Source organism: Streptomyces erythrochromogenes (genome assembly GCF_036170895.1).
Classification (GTDB): domain Bacteria; phylum Actinomycetota; class Actinomycetes; order Streptomycetales; family Streptomycetaceae; genus Streptomyces; species Streptomyces erythrochromogenes.
Genome location: NZ_CP108036.1, coordinates 2,186,442 through 2,204,738, shown reverse-complemented (window position 1 = coordinate 2,204,738; position 18,297 = coordinate 2,186,442). Strand labels below are relative to the sequence as shown.

Here is an 18,297-nt window from a genome sequence, read left to right as displayed (position 1 = left end):
CGGCGGGCCGAGGGTCAGACCGTCAGGACGATCTTGCCGCGGGTGCGGCCCGCGGCGCTCAGCTCCCAGGCCTTGGCCGCCTCGGCGAGCGGCAGCGCGTGTTCCACGTTCACCGCGAGCTTCCCCGCGTCGGCCAGCTCCGCGAGGAAGGTCAGGTCGGCGGTGTCCGGACGCACCCACAGCTGGTGGGCGCCCTTCGCGGCGGCCTCGTAGTCGGCGATGGACACCACCCGGTCGCGCCGGCGGACGAGCGACTGGAGGGTTTCGATGACGCCGTCCCCGAAGAAGTCCAGGCCCGCGTCCACGCCTTCGGGCGCGAGCTCGCGGACCCGGTCCGCCAGTCCCTCCCCGTACAGCACCGGCTCCGCGCCGAGCGAACGCAGGTAGTCGTGGTTGTGCGCGCCGGCCGTGCCGATGACCCGCAGGCCGAGGGCGACCGCGATCTGCACGCCGAAGGATCCCGTACCGCCGGCCGCGGAGTGGATGAGGACGCTCTCGCCGGCCCGGACGCCGACGCGGGTCAGCGACTGGTAGGCGGTGAGGCCGGCCAGCGGGAGGCCCGCGGCCTGCTCGAAGGTCAGCGCGCGCGGTTTGCGGGCGAGGGTGCGGACGGGGGCGGCGACCAGTTCGGCGTAGGTGCCGAGCTCCACCCATTCCTTGCGGACGTAGCCGTAGACCTCGTCGCCCACGGCGAAGTCGAAGGTGTCGGGGCCGACCGCTTCGACGACACCGGCCACGTCCCAGCCGGGTATGACCGGGTGGCGGACTTCGAGGATGGGGTCGAGGTAGCCGGCGGCGAGCTTCCAGTCGACCGGGTTGACCCCGGCGGCCTTGACGCGGACGAGCACCTCGCCCGGCCCCACCTTGGGCTGCGGGACGTCAACGACCGTGAGGGAGGCGGGAGTTCCGTATGCGCTGTATGCGATGGCCTTCATGATCGTCCCCAACGCGGCCCCCGCCCGGGGTATTCCGGACCGCTCAGGCCGGAAGCGTGTTGCGGTGCGAGCGCCTGCGCGCCGCGCTGAACAGCGCCTGGATCTGCGCGCCCGACTGCTCGACGTCGTCGAGGGGCGAGGGGAAGGGCAGCCGCACGTCGCGGTGGCCGCGCCGCTCCTCCAGCCGCAGGGTGATCCCGTAGCGGTCCATGGCCAGCGGCAGGGCGCGCACGACCGCGGCGGTGGGCTGCGGCTGGACCAGGCGCAGCAGCAGCGTGACGAGGTCGTGGTGGTCGTCGAGGAGGTGCGTGAGCATGCCCGCCTCGTGGGCGGCGAGCGGGTCGGGGCCGGCCTCGTCCAGCTCCTCCAGGCCGACGTACGCGATGCCCTCGGCGGTCTCGAGCTCGGCCCGCTCGAACTCCATGCAGGTGGACTCGGCGCCGGACCCGGCGGACAGGTCCGAGTAGGGGGTGAGCAGCCGGCCCAGCACGGTGACGCGGGCGCGCACGCGGTCCCGTACGGGGGTGGGTGCGACGTCGGTGAACTCCAGCCGGATCGCGGGCCGGTGCTCGGCGTGGCCGCCGGGCTCGGCGGGGTGCAGGTGCAGCCGGCCCATGGGGTCGCCGCCGTCGAGGTGGCGGACTTCGGAGCGCAGCCGGTCGGTGATCACCGTCATGGAGTGGGCGGCGGCCAGGATCGACCGGATCCGCTCGGCTGCGGTGGGCAGGGCGGCCGAGGTTGCGGGGTCACCGAACAGGCGCATGCGGATCTCTCCATCGTCCGTGTGGGTTAGGTATGCCTAACCTAACCCATCTTGGTCCCGGAGAGTACCCGGCACGGTTCGTGTCGTTGTTGGGCTGAACGGGTGAAACACGAGAGGATGGGGGGATGCACAAGAAGCGCGCGGCCGAGGCGGCCCGGTGAGCAGGTATGACGTCACCGACGAACAGTGGGAGGGGCTCGCGCAGGTGGTACCCCTGCGCAGTCGCAACGAATGGCCCTCCCGGGTGGACCACCGCACGATTCCCAAGTCGCCCGGGGCGACGGCGGCGGAGCAGCGGCGCTTCGTGGTGATCAGAGTCCAGATCTTCGCGGACGCGCGGGAGGTGGCCGAGTACCTGATCGCGCAGATCCCGGTCCTGCTCGACCTCACCGGCGCGGACAGCGAAGTGGCCAAGCGGATCCTCGACTTCAGCAGCGGGGTGGTCTTCGGGCTGGGCAGCGGGATGCACCGGGTGGACCGGAACGTCTTCCTGCTCGCGCCCGTGGGGACCGAGGTCGAGGGGATCGCGGCCGCGGCCGTCCCCCGATCGTAGGAAGGTTCGTACGAAGGAACGGTTCGCCGGGGCCGCGGGGGGCCCGGCGGCCCGTACCGTCCGCCGCATGGACGCCACCGACGTCGCGTTAGGCGACGCCCGTACCGATTCCCCCGAGACCGGACCGCCCGGCGGGCCCTCCGCCGACCCGCGACCGACCGAGGCCCAGGCTTCGGCCCCGGCCTCGGTCCCGGCCCAAGCTCCGGTCCAGGCCCAGGCCCAAGCCCCGGTCCAGGCCTCGGCCCAGGCCTTGGCCCCGGCCATGCCCGCGCCGCCCGGCGGGCCGGCCGCCTCCGCAGCTCCTGCCCCTGCCGTGCGGACCGATCCGGCAGCGGCGCTGCCTGGCCCCGGCCCGGCTTTCACAGCCACCGCGAGTACGGGTGCGGCGGCGCTGTTCACGGGCCCCGCCGCGGCTTCGGCGCAGGGCGCGGTGGCGGCCGGTTCTCCCGCCGCGCGGAGCGCACCGGTCGCCCCGGCAGCCGGCGCCGGGCCGGACCCGGCCGTGGCGACGCCCGCGGCCCCGGGGCTGGAGCCGCCGAAGCCTCCCGCGCCGTCGGCCGGTTCCACGAGCGGCGCGCCGTCCGCGCCCGCGCCCGGCGCGCTGCCGGCTCCCGGCGGGACGGACGTCGCGGCCCCAGGGGCACCGCAGACTCCCGCAGGGCCGGCCACCTCCCGGGGCGGGGTCGCGGACGGCTCCGGGCGGGCCGGTGCCGCGGCGGTGTCCGCGGTCCGGGCTGCGGGCGCCGCTCCTGCGGCACCGGCCGGGGCGGCAGGCCGGGAGGCCGTGCCGGCGCAGGCGGCCCGCCGCGGCAGCGCCCCTCCTGCCGAGCCCGCGCAGCGACACGCGCGCCCCGTGATCACCGAACTGCGGCTGTCCGCCTTCGGGCGGCACCGCGGCGCGGCCTTCCCGATCGGGCCCGTCACCCTCTTCGCCGGGCCGAGCGGCAGTGGCAAGTCCCAGGTCCTGGCCGCCTACGAGGCCCTGGCCGGGCTGGGCGCGGGCGCCACCCTCGACGAGGCCTTCCCCGACCCCGCCGCCCGCATCCCCGAACGGGCCGTCCCCGACGCGCAGCGGCGGCGCGGGTTCCGCCTCGGCTGTACGGTCGACGGCCCCGCCGGGCCGGTCCGGCTCGACCTCGCCGTCCAGGCCGAACCCGCCCTGCGAATCGCCGGCGAACGGCTCTCGCAGGACGGGCAGATCCTGTTCGCCACCGCCCTGCGCGACCCCGGCCGGCGCTCGGTGCAGGCCACCTGGCTGACCGGCGGCGCCGTCGGCGTCACCCGGGCCCCGCTGCCCGACGACCGCCTCGGCACCGCGCTGCTCCCGCTGCGGGTCGCGGGATCCACCGCCGGCCAGCGGAAGGTGCTGACCGCCGCCGAGCAGGTCATCGTGGCCCTGCGCTCGGTGTTCGCCTGCGACCCCCGCCCGGACCGGATGCGCGCGCCCGTCCCGCAGGGCGAGGGCCGGCTGCTGGGCGACTGCGCCAACCTGGCCGACGTACTGCGCCGGACCCGCCACGAATGCGGGACGCGCCACGCGCTGCTGGCCGAGGCCGCCCGTACCGGCTGTGCGGGACCCGTCGCCGCCCTGGACGTACGGGCTCCCGACGGCGGAACCGTCACCGCGGTCCTGGACCGCGGACCCGGCCGGCCCGCCACGGAACTGGCCCGGCTCGGCGCGGGCGAACTCCGCTTCCTGGCCCTGGCACTGGTCCTGCTCACCGGGCCGGGGGTGCTGGACATGGACCCGGCCGCCGAACTGCTCTCCGCGCAGCAGGCGCTGACCGTACTGGCCGACGGCCTCGACCGCGGCCTCGACGGCGGGCAGAGTGCCGAACTGCTGCGGCTGGCGCTGCTGTCCTGCGGCCGCGGCCACGTCCGGCTCGTGGCGGCCGTGGGGGAGGGGACCGCGGCCGCCGCCCGCCGACTCGAGGGCGTGTCGGTGGTAGACCTGTCGTCATGAACGAGACGCAGGAGCCCCGGCAGCCGGAGCGTCGGCCCGAGGAACGGCTGGACCTACTGCAGCGCAGGCTCGCACAGTTCGCGGCGGCGCGCGGCTGGGAGCCGTACCACACGCCCAAGAACCTGGCGGTGGCGCTGAGCGTGGAGGCGGCCGAACTGGTCGAGATCTTCCAGTGGCTGACACCGGAACAGTCGGCGAGGGTCATGGAGGAGCCGGGATCCGCCCACCGCGTGGCCGACGAGGTCGCCGACGTACTCGCGTATCTGCTGCAGTTCTGTGAGGTTCTCGGGGTGGATGTGCTGGATGCGCTCGCCGCGAAGATCGAGAGGAATGAACTGCGCTTCCCCGTAACGGGTGGTCCGACACCGAATCGTCACTCTTCGGAGTGATGGACTCTTCCACAATCACGTTTCTGTCCACATTTTCCGAATACCCCTGGCTTTACTGGCTCGTTGCCCTCACTCTGGGTAGTGGTGAGGACGGCGGGATGTCGTGCGGACGGGGGACGGCATATGGATGCGGTACGGCTCATCGCGGCCGGCCGGCACGCTCTGGCACAGAGTGGGGCTGCGTGGGACATCGTGGGCGAGGCCTGGCAGGCCCAGGCGCTCACACAGGGGATCGGGAGCTGGCTGGCGGTCACCGGGCCGCCGGAGCTGAGATCGGAGGCACGGGGACTGGGGGAAGCGGGAGGCAGAGGATGCGGGGTACTGGACCGGGCGGCCCTGCGCGGCGAGGGCAGCGCGCCCGAGTACCCGCCGCGAGCCGCACAGCTGAGCGTGGTGGCGGATGTCCGCCAGGCGCTGCTCGGACTCCAGGCACTGCTGGGCGAAGTGGGGATAGCCCTGGTCGGGGTGGCCTGCGGCACGGACGACGAGACCCTGTACTGGCAGTGCATAGAGTCGATCGACGCGGCTGACGAGTCGAGCGACCGGGTACGGGCGATCCTGCGCCGCATGGTGGTGCGCGAGAGGGGATCCGCCTCGGGCGTGGCCTGAGCCGGGCGCGGCCCGGTAGGTCGGCCGGGTGGTACGGGCGGCCGGGTGGTACGGAGAGCGGCACGGGGCCGGGTCCCGCCGTGCCCGACGGGACCCGCACGGTCAGGAGGACCGGTGGGACGGGCGCTCGCTCTCGGCGGTGCGGTCCGCTGAGGACTGGAGATCGGCGTCGAGCTGGGAGAGGTCGGCGTTCAGCGCGGCCATCAGCTCCTCCATCTGCTGCAGCAGGCCCTTCGGTGCGCCGCCGCTCGGGGCGGGCATCGCGGCGGACCCCTGCTGTGCGGTGTCGTGTGCTGCCTGTCCGGTCCAGCCGGTCTGTCGGGGGGTCTCCGGCACGGCCTCGTGGGACATGGCGGCCTCCTCGGCCCTGGCCCTTCCCAGGGGAAGGGGGCGGTGGACGCACCGGCGGGAAGCCGCCGGCGCGCGGGCCGGCGGTCCGGCTCCGTCCGGGCAAACGATCCCCGTCCGGGCCGGTCACTGGCGGCCCCGGGCCCCGACACGTCCGGTTGACGAAGATTCACCCCGGCGGGGCGGGAGGGGCAGGATGGGAGGTATGGATCTTCGCATTTTCACCGAGCCCCAACAGGGTGCGAGTTACGAGACCCTCCTGAGTGTCGCCAAGGCCACCGAGGACCTGGGCTTCGACGCGTTCTTCCGATCCGACCACTACCTGAGGATGGGAGCCGCCGACGGCCTGCCCGGCCCCACCGACGCCTGGATCACCCTGGCGGGCCTGGCCCGCGAGACCAGGCGGATCCGCCTGGGAACCCTGATGACGGCGGGTACCTTCCGGCTGCCCGGCGTCCTCGCCATCCAGGTGGCCCAGGTCGACCAGATGTCCGGCGGCCGCATCGAGCTGGGCCTGGGCGCGGGCTGGTTCGAGGAGGAGCACAAGGCCTACGGGATCCCCTTCCCGGCGGACCGGATGTCCCGGCTGGAGGAGCAGCTGGCCATCGTCACCGGGCTGTGGGCCACCGCGCCCGGCGCCGCCTTCGACTACGCGGGCGACCACTACCGCGTGGAGAACTCGCCCGCACTCCCCAAGCCCGTCCAGGCCAGGATCCCGGTCCTCGTCGGCGGCCACGGGGCCAGGCGCACCCCGCGGCTCGCCGCGCGGTACGCGGACGAGTTCAACATGCCCTTCGCGTCGATCGCGGACAGCGAGCGGCAGTTCGGCCGGGTCCGGGCGGCGGCCGAACAGGCCGGCCGGGGGCCCGACGACCTCGTCTACTCCAACGCCCTCGTGGTGTGCGTGGGCAAGGACGACGCCGAGGTGGCCCGCCGGGCCGCCGCCATCGGCCGGGACGTGGACGAGCTCAAGGCCAACGGCCTGGCCGGCTCGCCGGCCGAGGTCGTGGAGAAGATCGGCGCCTACGGCGCCGTCGGCTCCTCCCGCGTCTACCTCCAGCTGCTCGACCTCGACGACCTGGACCACCTGGAGCTGATCTCCGCCCAGGTGCTCTCCCAGCTCCGCTAGCGGCCGGGGGAAACGATGCCACGAGCAACCGGCCCGCTCGCCGAGGCCCTGGCCCAGCGGACCGTCGTCCTGGACGGCGGGCTCAGCAACCAGCTCGCCGCCCAGGGCTGCGACCTGACCGGAGGCCTCTGGACCGGCCGCGTGCTCGACGAGCGGCCGGTCCAGGTCGAGGCCGCCCACGCGGCGTACGCGCAGGCCGGCGCAGAGGTCCTGATCACCGCCAGCTACCAGGTCGGCTACGAGGCCTTCGCCGCGCAGGGCCGCGACCGCGACGCGACCACCGCCCTGCTGCACCGCAGCGTCGCACTCGCCGCCCGGGCGGCCGAAGCCGCCGACCACGACGTATGGGTCGCCGCCTCCGTCGGCCCGTACGGAGCGGTGCTCGCGGACGGCTCCGAGTACCGCGGCCGGTACGGCCTGGGCGTGCGCGAGCTCGCCGCGTTCCACCGCCCCCGCATCGAGGCCCTGCTCGCCGCGGGCCCGGACGTACTGGCCGTGGAGACCCTCCCCGACCCGGACGAGGCCGAGGCCGTGCTCACCGTCCTCGCGGAGACGGACGCCCCGGCCTGGCTCGCCTACACCGTGGCCGGGGGCCGCACCCGGTCGGGACACCCGCTGCCCGAAGCGTTCGCGCTCGCCGCGCAGGCCCCGCAGGTCATCGCCCTCGGGGTCAACTGCTGCGACCCCGCGGAGGTCCTCCCGGCCCTGGAGGCGGCGGCCGCCGTCACCGCCAAGCCCCTGCTGGCCTACCCCAACGACGGCTCCGTCTGGGAGGCGGCCACCGGCACCTGGCGGACACCCGGGGCCATGCCCCCCTGGCCGACGGCCGCCTGGCGCCGCACCGGAGCCCGCCTCGTAGGCGGCTGCTGCCGCATCGGCCCCACCCGCATCGCGGAACTGGCCCGCGAGTCCCGAGAGGATGACCGACCCGACGAATCGATCATGTGACTGGGTGTCAACTCAAGTCATTTGTCGATGAGTTCCAGTCAAAGACCACTCCATCCGCAGTCGCGGCGGCTGACAGGCGCCACCTGTGAGTGCACGATGCTCCGACACTGGACGGGGGGTCGGGATGAGCGCTGCCGAAATCGGAACGGAACTCGAAGACCAGGGGGGCCCGGGGGGCCGCGGAGACCGGGAGGGTGAGGGGACCCAGGGCGACCCGGTGAACGAGGCCGGAGCGGAGCTGGCGCTGCGCGTCTTCCGCGGGGACGAACGCTGGGGCTGGGAGTTTGTCCAGCCCCCCGAACCGCCGGCGCACCCCGAGGCCGGCAACCCGCCCGTCCACACCGAACCCTCCGACGCCGAAGTGCGCTCCGCGCAGGAACGCGCCATGAGCGGCCGCAACACCTCCGGCTTCGGCTGCCTGACCCTGATCGCGGGCGGCGCGGCGCTGATCGCCGCAGGTGCGGGGGCCGCGGCCGTCGTCGTGGCCCTCATCCTCGCCCTGATCATCGCGACCTCCCCCCAGGCCAGGCTGCGGGCCGCCCAGCGCCGCCTGCAGGCCGCCCGGGAACACGCCCGCCGCGACTACGAGGCCCGCAGGCGGGCCTGGCAGAACCGGCTCGAAGCCCACCGCGCCGAGCACCTGCGCCACAACGAGACGCTGGACACCTGGTACCCGATCTCCCTCGCCTCCGGCCCCAGCCGGATCGACGTCTTCGGCGGCACCGGCAACGGCTGGGCGAGCCTCCTCGCCACCCTCGGCGGACCGATCCTCGGCAGCGGCCGCCCGGTCGTCGTCCTGGACCTCACCCAGCAGGCCGTCGCCCTGGAACTGGCCGGCCTCGCCGCCCGGCGCGGAGTGACCGTCGCCCACGTCCCCATGCCCGGCGCCCTGCTCGGCATGGACCTGCGCGAGGAGTTCACCTCGGAGGAACTGGCGGAGACGTTCGCCGAAGCCCTCGCGAGCATGCGCCCGCCCGGCTCGGACATCGACCTCCACACCATCGACGTCGACGTGATCCAGACCGTCACCGACCTGCTCGAAGGACCGGTGACCCTCGCCCGCCTCGCCGCCGGACTGCGCGTCCTGCTCCGCGTCTACGATGCGGACCCGTCGTCGCCGGGCCTGCTCAGCCCTGCCGAGGTCGAGTCGATCACCCGGGCCATCGACCTCGTGGGCCAGAGCGAGCGCGTCCAGAACGAGCTCCGCTACGTACGGGCCCAGACGGAACTGCTGACGAAGGCCGAAGCGGCCGACATCACCGACACCCCCGCGTCCGCCTGGTGGAAGCCCGGCAGCCTGACCGTCGTCACCACGGAGGACCGCGTCCACCGGCGCAAGGACCTCACCGACCGCTTCATCTTCTTCCGCCTGCTCCACACCCTGCGGGGGCGCGCGGTCGCCGCCGGCGCGGGCACGCTCGTCGTCGCGGGAGCCGACCACCTGGGCCGCGAGGCCCTCGAAGCGATGGCTCGCCAGGCCCGGACCGCGGGAGTCCGGCTGGTCTTCCTCCTCGAACACCTTCGGGAGGCCGCCGTCCAGGTCGCCGGCGGCTCCGACAGCGCCACGGTCTTCATGCGCATGGGCAACGGCGAGGAGGCCAAGGCGGCAGCCCAGTTCATCGGCCAGGAACACAAGTTCCTCGTCAACCAGCTCACCCGGCAGATCGGCGAAACCCTCACCGAGGGCCGCGGCACCAGCTACAGCTACCAGCGGGGCGTCTCCGACACCGAAGGCTTCAACCGGGGCGGCGGAAGCAAGTCGGGCAGCAACTGGGGCAGTTCCAGCTCCTTCTCCACCTCGCTGTCCCGCAGCTGGCAGGACTCGACCAACACCTCCACCGCCCGGACCACCACGACCGGCGAGAACCTCAGCCGCGTCTACGAGTTCACCGTCGAGCCCACCCAGCTCCAGGCCCTTCCGGTCACCGGACTGGTCCTCGTCGAGGCCGGGCCGGGCGGCCGCCGCGTCGTCTTCGGCGACTGCAACCCGGGCATCAACTTCCTGCCTCGCCTCTCCACCCGACCGCGCCCGAGCCTGCCGTGACACCGGCCGACGGTGCCCCCGCCGGGCCCGCCGGGCTCCCCGCCCACCGCTTCCACCGGCTGCTCACCGTGCCCCGCCGGCCCGAGGACCCGCACGCGGACGACCGTACGGCCGCGCAGCTCACCGCTGCGGTGACCGCCGCCCACGCGGTGCTAGGCCACCACGCCGAAGGAGGCCCGACCGGCCTCGCCGCCGCCTGGATACGCCCGGGCCCGCACCGGCCGATGCACTTCCTCGTCGGCGGAGCCCCCTACTTCCCGCCCGCCGGGGACGCGCCGCGCGGAGCCGCGGCGCGCCCGCTCAGCTACCCGCCCGGAGCCACCGCCCAGGACGTCCCGTCCGGCGAGGTCGCCGCACTGCTGCAGGAGATGCCGTACTGGCTGCCCTGCCTCGGCTCCCACGACGCGCTGCGCATGGGCGACGACGAGCGCGCCCTGCCGTCGGAGCGCCGCGGCTCGTTCGACGACGCCGTGGCCCACCTGCCGGACGCCTTCGCCTGGCTGGTCCTGGCCGAGCCCGTCCCGTACGAGCGACTGGAACAGGAGCGCGCCGCACTGGCCGTACAACTCCCGCGGCTGCGGCAGCGGGAGAACTCCGCGGCGGACCGGGTGGCCGCCGAACGGGCCGAGGCCCGCTACCGCGAACTGACGCGGGCGCTCGCCACCGGCGTGTGGAACGTACGCGTCCTGGTCGGCGGACGCAGGCCCGAGTCGGCGCTCGCCTCGGCGGCCCTGCTCTGCGGCTCGGGCGACCTCGACGACCTGCCGTACGTCCTCGTACCGGCGCGGCGGCCCGTACCGCTCGCCGAGGCACTGACGGCCGCAGGCCCGCAGGGCCCCGGATCGCCCGGGGCATCGCCCTTCCTCGCCCCCGCCGAACTCGTCGCCGCGCTCGCCCGCCCCCCGGCGCGGGAACTGCCCGGCATCCGCACGGTGGCCCCCAACCGCTTCGACGTCACGGCCGACGACACCGGCTCGGGCTCCGACGGCTTCCTCATCGGCGACATCCTCGACGAGTCCCTCTCGGCCGCGGACCGGCTGCACGTCTCGCGCTCCACCCTCAACCGGCACGCCTTCGTCTGCGGCGCCACCGGCTCCGGCAAGTCCCAGTCCGTACGCAGCCTGCTCACCGCCCTGTCCACGCACGAGCGGCCCGTCCCGTGGCTCGCCATCGAGCCCGCCAAAGCCGAGTACGCACGCATGGCGGGCCGCCTCGCCGCGGCGGACGGGCCCGAGGCCGCGCGCCGGGTCACCGTCATCCGGCCGGGGGACGTGGACGTACCGCCGGCATCCCTCAACCCGCTGGAACCGGAACCGGGCTTCCCGCTGCAGAGCCACGTCGACCTCGTACGGGCCCTGTTCCTGGCGGCCTTCGAGGGACACGAACCCTTCCCGCAGGTGCTCGCCCGGGCCCTGTCCCAGTGCTACACCGACGCCGGATGGGACCTGGTCACCGGCGAGCCACGCCCGGCCCACAAACCGAAGTTCGTGCGGGACGAGCCCGACGAACCGCGCTCGGCGGTCTACCCCACCCTCGGGGCGCTCCAGGCGACGGCCCGCCAGGTCGTCGAGATGATCGGCTACGGCAAGGAGGTCACCGCCGACGTACGGGGCTTCGTCGACGTCCGCATGGGCTCACTGCGCGAAGGCACACCGGGCCGCTTCTTCGAGGGCGGCCACCCGCTGGACATCGCCGGCCTGCTCTCCGGCAACGTCGTCCTCGAACTGGAAACGATCACGAACGACCAGGACAAGGCCTTCCTCATCGGAGCGGTGCTCATCCGCCTCGTCGAACACCTGCGCGTCCACCACGGCGCGGGCGGGGTTCCGCTGCGCCACGTGCTGGTGGTGGAGGAGGCACACCGACTCCTGAAGAACGTGGAGGACGGCCCGGCGGCGGCAGCCGTCGAACTCTTCGCCTCGCTCCTCGCGGAGATCCGCGCGTACGGCGAAGGCGTCGTCATCGTCGAGCAGATCCCCAGCAAGATCCTCCCGGACGTCATCAAGAACAGCGCGCTGAAGATCATGCACCGGCTCCCGGCCGCGGACGACCGGCAGGCGGTCGGCGCCACGATGAACCTCCAACAGGACCAGAGCGAGAACGTCGTCGCCCTGCCACCCGGACGCGCCGCCGTCTCCTCCGACGGCATGGACAGGCCGGTCCTCACGGCCGTCCCGCACGGCGAACACGACGAGAGCACGAAGGAGGCGTCCGCGGAACCACCGCTGCTGGGCAGCCGCAGCCCCCTCTGCGGCGCCGCGTGCCACCGCCGGCCGTGCACCCTGCGCACGATGAACGACTCCCACCACCGCTCCCTGGAACCGCTCCACCTCATCTGGGTGGAAGCGGCCGCCTCCGCCCAGGCGATGGGCATGGTGGCTCCCGCCCCGGCCGCCGGCTTGGGGAAGGCCCTGCAGGCACTCGCCCCGCGCGACCTGGAGTGCACCCTGGTGTACGCGGTGGAACGCGCCGTCTCCGCGCGGGCCGCCCTCATGCGCGACGAGGTGGACCCGGCGGACTTCGCGGAACGCCTGCACGCCGTCCTGTCCGACCTGCTGCTCGGAGCGGAACCGCGGTCGGCGGACCGGCGCCGCTACACATACGCCAACTACCGCTTCCGGGACGTCCTGGAAGCCGTTCAGCGCGCACGCACGGCGGCCCCGGACGGCCCGCACACCTACCCGGAGGACCGGACGGCCGAGTGGGCGTCCCGCGGGCTGCTCCTGACCGGCACCTCGGGCGCCGACCACCGTCTCCAGGTCCGGGCCCTGCCCGGGTACGGGCCGGAGAAGGTCCACGCCCGGATTGGCGACGTCGACCGCAGCGGCCTGCGCGACGCCGTGACGGCCGTGACGGGAGGTACGACGGAGGAACACGTCAGGCGGGCCTTCGCCCTCGCGTGCGCGGAGGGCCCGAGGCTCCGCGCGGTGGTGGCGGAGACGGCGATGCGGGTGGCGCAGGTGTGCGCCGAGGGAACGGGGACACGCCGGTGAGCGAACTCCACGGCGCCACGGACGCGCCCCCACCTCCACCACCCCCACCCCCGCCGACCGATGCGCAGGCACCGTCGGACGGAGACAAGCCGGACGGCCCCGAGCGGACGGCGGAAGCACCGCAGGAGACCGGCCAGGAGGAGACGGACGGCGAGACCGAGCAGGACAAGCCGGAGCCGGAACCGAACGAACCGCTCCCGCCTGCAACCGAAGTCCCGGAGGACGGCGACGCCGCCCCGGACGGCATCCCGACGGACCCACCCGGCCCGCCGGACCCACCGAACGACGGGGGCGACCCGCCAAAGGGTCCGGAGGACGGAAGGGGTGACCCTCCGAAGGGCCCGAACGACGGCGGCGACCCGCCAAGGGGTCCGGATGATGGAAGGGGTGACCCGCCGAAGGGTCCGGACGGTGGGAAGGGCGATCCGCCGAAGGGTCCGGACGGTGGGAAGGGCGATCCGCCGAAGGGTCCGGACGGTGGGAAGGGCGATCCGCCGAAGGGTCCGGACGGTGGGAAGGGCGATCCGCCGAAGGGTCCGGACGGTGGGAAGGGCGATCCGCCGAAGGGTCCGGACGACGGAAGGGGCGGCCCTCCGAAGGGTCCGGACGACGGAAGGGGCGGCCCTCCGAAGGGTCCGGACGATGCAAGGGGCGGCCCGCCGAAGGGTGGGGACGACGGGAAGGGCGGCCCTCCGAAGGGTCCGGATGACGGGAAGGCCACGCAGCCCCAGGCGTCGGACGGTTCGAGGGGTGGTGACCAGCCGGCGCTCCGGCCCGAACGAGGAGGCGAAGGCCCGGCGGCACAGCGCCCGGAGGGGGCACCGGCCCGGGTCGAACAGCCGCAGGAGGGCGGGTCCGGCACGGCCGAGCGTCGGGAACCCGCAGCGCCGGCGGGCGCCGATCCCGCCCGTCCGGGGTCCGCCGACGCGCCGACCCAGCCTGCCCGGCCCGATCAGGCCCACGCACCCCGCGCCGCCGCGCAGCCGGACCGGCAGGCAGAGCCCGGCACCCCGGCCGGATCGGCGGCTCCGGGCTCGTCACCGGAGCAGCCGAAGGGAGACGGCCAGGACGCGCGGCCTTCGGGCCGGGACGGCCGGACGCAGACCGGGAGCGGCGACGGCAGTGGCGCGGCCAGCGGCGTCGAGAATCCCAACGACGAACTTGCCGACACCGTAGGCGTGTTGGCGCAGGGTGCGGTCAAGGTGGCCGAGGCCGCGATCGACGCCGCCGTCGACCTCGCTGGGCAGGCCGTGAACGCCGTGGACGAGGCCGCCGCGAGCGCGTCGTTCGACGCTCGCGCCGATGCCGTACGCGCCGGAGCGGACGGCGAGCGGATGCCGGATGCCCGGTCCGAGACCGGACAACAGCCTGGCAACGACACCCCATCGGGCGACGAATGGCAGGACGGCGACCCCCTGCCGACCGACGAGCCGGTCGGCACCGCCGAGGAGCGACCCGCCAACCCGTGGTTGAACCTCGGTCGTCCGTCGGCGGACGCCGGGACGGGTGGGCCGGACGGCCCCGATGACCCCGACGACCCGGGTGCGGCGGCTGCCGCGGACGATCCGGACCCGGACCCGGACGACGACGGCGGTACACGGGGCGACAACCCCTGGCTCAACCTCGACCGGCCCCCGGGAGCCGCGAACCCGACGGACACTCCCGACACCTACAGCAAGGAGCTGAAGATCAGGGGGCTTGAGCTAGAACCCGACGTCGATCGCATGCGTGCCGCCAACATGGCCAAAGCGGTCGAGGCCCAACAGGCCTACGAGGCCTCGCCGGAGACCCCGCAACAAGCCGGCGTCGACCAGGACCGCGGCGCCCGCCCGGAGACGGGCCCACGAGCCACCGAGGCGGCGCGCGCCGCGGACATCGCCGCCCAGGGGTTCACGAGCATCCGCGACGTGAACCGGGCCGACGTGAACCACGTGCGCAACGTGCCCGACGTGACACCGCGGCTGACGCAGGACCTGCGCCAGAACCTCGAACAGCGCCGAGGCCTGGGCCTCGGCAAGGACTTGAGCCTGTAGGGGGAAGCCAGACATGAACGGTGGGAACGTGCGGTCCAGGCGGCGTGGGCATGCGCCCGGCGGAGCGGGGAGGCGACGTCCATGAGTGAGGTCAACAACGTCTCCGACGCGCCACCACCCCCTCCGCCCCCACCGCCTCCGGCCGACGCACGGGCCTCCGGCGACGGGGACGTGCCGAACAGCGGCCCCGCGGACGCCGGTGCGCCGAACACCGGCGACCAGGGGCGCGACGAGATGACCGACGGGGACCTCCCGGAGCTCGAACACATCACGGAGGAACAGTCCGACACCCCCGCCGAAGACCTGACGGACGGTGACGTCGGCACGCAGGAAACACCGGCGGACCAGCCCGCAGCGGAACCGCTGCCCGCGGGACAGGCGCCTCCGGGCGGCAAGGAACCACCAAAGGGTCCGGTGACCCCCGCGGACCCGCCGGACACCCACGAACCAGCGGATCTGGTGGTCATCGAGGAATCCTCGCGCTCAACTCTGAAGACAGATACGAATCCTCCGCCGGAGTCGCCCATGGAGGTACAGGTACCGCCGGCCGAGGAACCCAGTCGGCAGGGGGCGGGCGCACAGAGTCAAGAGACGGAGCATTCGGAATCAGTCGAGGCCCATCAGGTGGGAAGTGGCACGGAACAGAGCCGCGATGACGAGCTGGGCGAAGTGGCGGGAGACCCTGCCGAAGGCAACGAGGTCGAGGCCGAGGCCGAGATCGGCACGGACCCCGTCGAGGAGGGTCCGAGCGGCGGCGTGGAGGAGACTGCCACCTTCGAGGCTGGTGACGAAGCTCTCTCTCCGGGCCCCGTCGACGGCAGACCGGCGGACGTGACCCCGGGCACCTTGGGCGAGGGCACTGACGCGGCGGATGAGGGGGCGTCGGCCGAGGTTCTCGCAAATGGGGTCGAGCAACCAGAGGTGGCGCCCGGTCGCCCTTGGGAAGCCCCGCTCACAGAGGAGCAGATTGCCGATCGCATCAGTGAGCTGGCGAACGAGGGGCATGCGACGGGACGTCATCTCGATGTCTCCGACGAGGCTCTGCAGAAGAGGCTGGGTGAGGTCCGCTACAAGGACGGCAGTCCTGTGATCTACGGCCCGAATGCCGACTACAGCGGTCTGTTCAAAGGCGTGGATCAGGTAGATCCGTTGACAGGTAACACCACGGACGGAGAGAACCCTGCGAAGAAGCACTATTGCGGCCCCTACTCCACGCGCTTCGACAAGGCGGAAGACATGGTGCGGGCAGATATGTATTTCCGGGTGAAGCTCGACGGTGGCGAAGACGTTGGGCCGACGGCGATCGCCGACATACTGGGACCCGACGCCCATCGCAACTTCACCGGCTTTTACCGTGATCCGGCAAACCCTGGAGAATTCAAGCCTGTTGATTTCGAGGGCGGAACGATCCGTCCCCAGTATCGTCTGGATGACGCTACCGGGGCGTGGAAGTTGCACACTATGATGATCGATCCCGCTCCACGTCGTCACCCGTAAAGGAGAAAGTGAATGGATGCGCGCTTCGAAGGATTTCTCAAGATGTATCTGGATGACGAGACGGGGCGTGATACCAGTGGATATCTGAGGTCGACGCTCAAGGGGTTCGGTGAGTCTTATGTCGAAGCCGTTCGTGAAGGCTTCATTCAAATTCTGGAAGACGAAGCGTTCGGGCCGCCGGATTACGAGCGTCTGACCAACGTCGACTTCCCGGACGCGGATAGCTTGCGTACCTACCTGCGCGACCTCTATGCGTACCTCTTTGAAGGGGCTCAGCAGCAACCTGAGCTGCCCGACTAGACCGCGTTGGAACGCGGGTGCCGCTGTCCGTCCGAGCGAAGGAGCAGGTGTGACTGGAGGGGGGCGCCGGGGTGGTGGAGATTCGGCCGACGGGGTGTTCGGGGGTGGGGAGCGGTGGGGGTGGGAGTTCGTCGTGCCGGCCGGGCCCGTTGCGCATCCTGCGAGCGGGAGTCCGCCCGTGTGGTTCGAGCCGTACTTCCCGGAGCTGGCCGAGCTGGAGAACCGGCGTGCGCTGCGGCTGACCGGGCCCCAGAGCGCGGGGGTGGTGCTCGTCATCCTCTTCTGCGGGTTGCTCACCGTCGGCCTGATCGGTGCGGCCGTTCTGGCCGTCGTGTTCGTGGCCGTCATGGCGGCCACCCATCCCGCGCGTCGGCGCGACCGGGCGCGGCAGCGGGTGCTGCGCGAGCACTGGCAGGCGGAGATGCGGCGGCGGGCCGCGGCCGACACCTGGTTCCCGCTGGTGCTCGGCTCCGGATCGGCCCGGATCGATGTCGTCGGCGGGACCGGCGACGGCTGGGCCGGTCTGCTCGCCACCTTCGGCGGGCCGGTGCTCGCCGGCGGGCAGGCGCTGCTCGTCGTCGACCTGACCGAGCAGGCCGTGGCCGTCGAGCTGGCACAGCTCGCCGGACTCCGCGGCGTCCCGGTCGGGCACGTGCCTTTCCCGGGGGCGGCGTTGCGGACGGATCTGGGTGACGAGTACGCGCCCGAGGACCTCGCCGACTCGCTCGCCGCGGCGCTCGCCACGATGAGGCCGCCGGGCACCGACACCGACTTCGTCACCATCGACGCCACGGTGATCCGTACCGTCGCCCGCCGCCTCGACGCCCCGCTCACCTACCCCCGGCTCGCCGCGGGCCTCGCCGTCCTGCTCCGCCAGGACGAACGGCACGCACAGGCGGCGGAGCTGGCGCCCCACGAGGTCGCCCGGCTCACGGAGGCCCATTACTCGGTGGGCCGGGGCGAACGCCGCCAGAACCAGCTGCACTACGTGAAGGACCAGCTCGACTCCCTCTCCGAGGGCGTGGGCGACTACGCACGGGACCGGCCGGCCGCCGAGTGGTGGCGGCCCGGGCAGCTCACCGTGGTCTCCACCGACGGCCTCGGTCCCCGGCGAAAGGACCTCGCGGACCGGGTCCTGTTCTTCCGGGTGCTCCATGCCCTGCGCACCCGTGCCTTCCCACCGGGCACGGGCACGCTCGTCGTCGCCGGCGCCGACCACCTGGGGCGCGACGCCCTGGAGGCCCTGGCCCGCCAGGCGCGCACCGCGGGTGTGCGCCTCGTGCTGCTGCTTGAGCACCTGCGCGAGGCGACCCTGCAGGTGGCGGGCGGATCGGGCAGCGCGATCGGGTTCATGCGCATGGGCAACGGTGAGGAGGCGAAGGCGGCCGCGGAGTTCATCGGGCACCAGCACACCTTCGTGGTCAGTCAACTGACCCGGCAGGTCGGCGAGACCCTCACGACGGGGCGCGGCAGCAGCTACGGAGAGCAGACCGGGGAGTCGCGCACCCACTCCTCGAACTCCGGCACGAACCAGGGGTCCTCGACCTCCACCGGCACCTCCTTCTCGCGCAGCTGGCAGGACAGTGTCAACGCTTCGCGCGCAACATCGACCTCGGACGGTGAAACCACCGCCCGTGTCTACGAGTTCACGGTGGAGCCGACGCAGCTGCAGGCGCTGCCCCCGACCGGGATCGTGCTGGTCGAGTCGGCAGCCGGGGGACGGCGCGTGGCCTTCGGGGACTGCAACCCGGCCATCGTCGCCATGCCCCGGGTCGCCTCCCGCCCCCGCTGAC

General features: G+C 73.3%; 15 protein-coding genes. 12 read left to right on the top strand and 3 right to left on the bottom strand.

Annotated elements, in window-relative coordinates; all coding sequences use genetic code 11:
* Positions 1 to 14 precede the first annotated feature (14 nt).
* Together OHA91_RS10080 and OHA91_RS10075 are read right to left on the bottom strand one after the other, a co-directional pair.
* Complete coding sequence (locus OHA91_RS10080) at positions 15 to 935, bottom strand: NADP-dependent oxidoreductase (protein WP_031151008.1); 921 nt, start codon at positions 933 to 935, stop codon at positions 15 to 17.
* A gap of 43 nt (positions 936 to 978) precedes the next feature.
* The gene (locus OHA91_RS10075; RefSeq protein WP_031151010.1) at positions 979 to 1,698 is read right to left on the bottom strand and encodes a DUF2470 domain-containing protein; all 720 of its coding nucleotides are present in this window, start codon (positions 1,696 to 1,698) and stop codon (positions 979 to 981) included.
* Between the two features lie 157 nt (positions 1,699 to 1,855).
* Between OHA91_RS10075 and OHA91_RS10070 the strand changes: the two genes are divergently transcribed.
* From OHA91_RS10070 to OHA91_RS10055, 4 genes are all read left to right on the top strand, one after another.
* Positions 1,856 to 2,251: a cell division protein SepF gene (locus OHA91_RS10070; RefSeq protein WP_030651331.1), complete on the top strand. Its 396-nt coding sequence runs from the start codon at positions 1,856 to 1,858 to the stop codon at positions 2,249 to 2,251.
* A 784-nt stretch (positions 2,252 to 3,035) separates the two neighbouring features.
* Positions 3,036 to 4,214, top strand: coding sequence for an AAA family ATPase (locus OHA91_RS10065; RefSeq protein WP_408059232.1), 1,179 nt, complete (start codon positions 3,036 to 3,038; stop codon positions 4,212 to 4,214).
* Positions 4,211 to 4,603: a nucleotide pyrophosphohydrolase gene (locus OHA91_RS10060; protein ID WP_328739091.1), complete on the top strand. Its 393-nt coding sequence runs from the start codon at positions 4,211 to 4,213 to the stop codon at positions 4,601 to 4,603. Before OHA91_RS10065 ends, OHA91_RS10060 begins: the two co-directional genes overlap by 4 nt.
* A gap of 123 nt (positions 4,604 to 4,726) precedes the next feature.
* On the top strand, positions 4,727 to 5,212 hold the full coding sequence (locus tag OHA91_RS10055) for a DUF6099 family protein (RefSeq protein WP_031151016.1): 486 nt from the start codon (positions 4,727 to 4,729) through the stop codon (positions 5,210 to 5,212).
* A 102-nt stretch (positions 5,213 to 5,314) separates the two neighbouring features.
* Here the strand turns inward: OHA91_RS10055 and OHA91_RS10050 are convergent, their stop codons facing one another.
* Positions 5,315 to 5,563 (bottom strand): hypothetical protein, encoded by a 249-nt coding sequence (locus OHA91_RS10050; RefSeq protein ID WP_037632400.1) that lies wholly within the window; start codon positions 5,561 to 5,563, stop codon positions 5,315 to 5,317.
* A 202-nt stretch (positions 5,564 to 5,765) separates the two neighbouring features.
* Between OHA91_RS10050 and OHA91_RS10045 the strand changes: the two genes are divergently transcribed.
* The 8 genes from OHA91_RS10045 (at position 5,766) to OHA91_RS10010 (ending at position 18,296) form a co-directional block, all read left to right on the top strand.
* Positions 5,766 to 6,689, top strand: coding sequence for an LLM class F420-dependent oxidoreductase (locus tag OHA91_RS10045; RefSeq protein ID WP_266492546.1), 924 nt, complete (start codon positions 5,766 to 5,768; stop codon positions 6,687 to 6,689).
* Between the two features lie 15 nt (positions 6,690 to 6,704).
* Positions 6,705 to 7,637: a homocysteine S-methyltransferase gene (gene mmuM / locus OHA91_RS10040; RefSeq protein ID WP_051893171.1), complete on the top strand. Its 933-nt coding sequence runs from the start codon at positions 6,705 to 6,707 to the stop codon at positions 7,635 to 7,637.
* Between the two features lie 124 nt (positions 7,638 to 7,761).
* The gene (locus tag OHA91_RS10035) at positions 7,762 to 9,681 is read left to right on the top strand and encodes a hypothetical protein (protein ID WP_328739088.1); all 1,920 of its coding nucleotides are present in this window, start codon (positions 7,762 to 7,764) and stop codon (positions 9,679 to 9,681) included.
* Entirely contained in the window at positions 9,678 to 12,674 is a 2,997-nt protein-coding gene (locus OHA91_RS10030) for an ATP-binding protein (RefSeq protein ID WP_328739087.1), read from the top strand. The genes OHA91_RS10035 and OHA91_RS10030 overlap by 4 nt, the downstream gene beginning before the upstream one ends.
* A gap of 1,178 nt (positions 12,675 to 13,852) precedes the next feature.
* Entirely contained in the window at positions 13,853 to 14,707 is an 855-nt protein-coding gene (locus OHA91_RS10025) for a hypothetical protein (protein ID WP_266492554.1), read from the top strand.
* 81 nt (positions 14,708 to 14,788) lie between these two features.
* Positions 14,789 to 16,204, top strand: coding sequence for a hypothetical protein (locus OHA91_RS10020; protein ID WP_266492557.1), 1,416 nt, complete (start codon positions 14,789 to 14,791; stop codon positions 16,202 to 16,204).
* A gap of 12 nt (positions 16,205 to 16,216) precedes the next feature.
* Positions 16,217 to 16,504: a hypothetical protein gene (locus OHA91_RS10015; RefSeq protein ID WP_031151030.1), complete on the top strand. Its 288-nt coding sequence runs from the start codon at positions 16,217 to 16,219 to the stop codon at positions 16,502 to 16,504.
* Between the two features lie 178 nt (positions 16,505 to 16,682).
* Positions 16,683 to 18,296 (top strand): hypothetical protein, encoded by a 1,614-nt coding sequence (locus OHA91_RS10010; RefSeq protein WP_328739085.1) that lies wholly within the window; start codon positions 16,683 to 16,685, stop codon positions 18,294 to 18,296.
* Position 18,297: the final 1 nt, after the last annotated feature.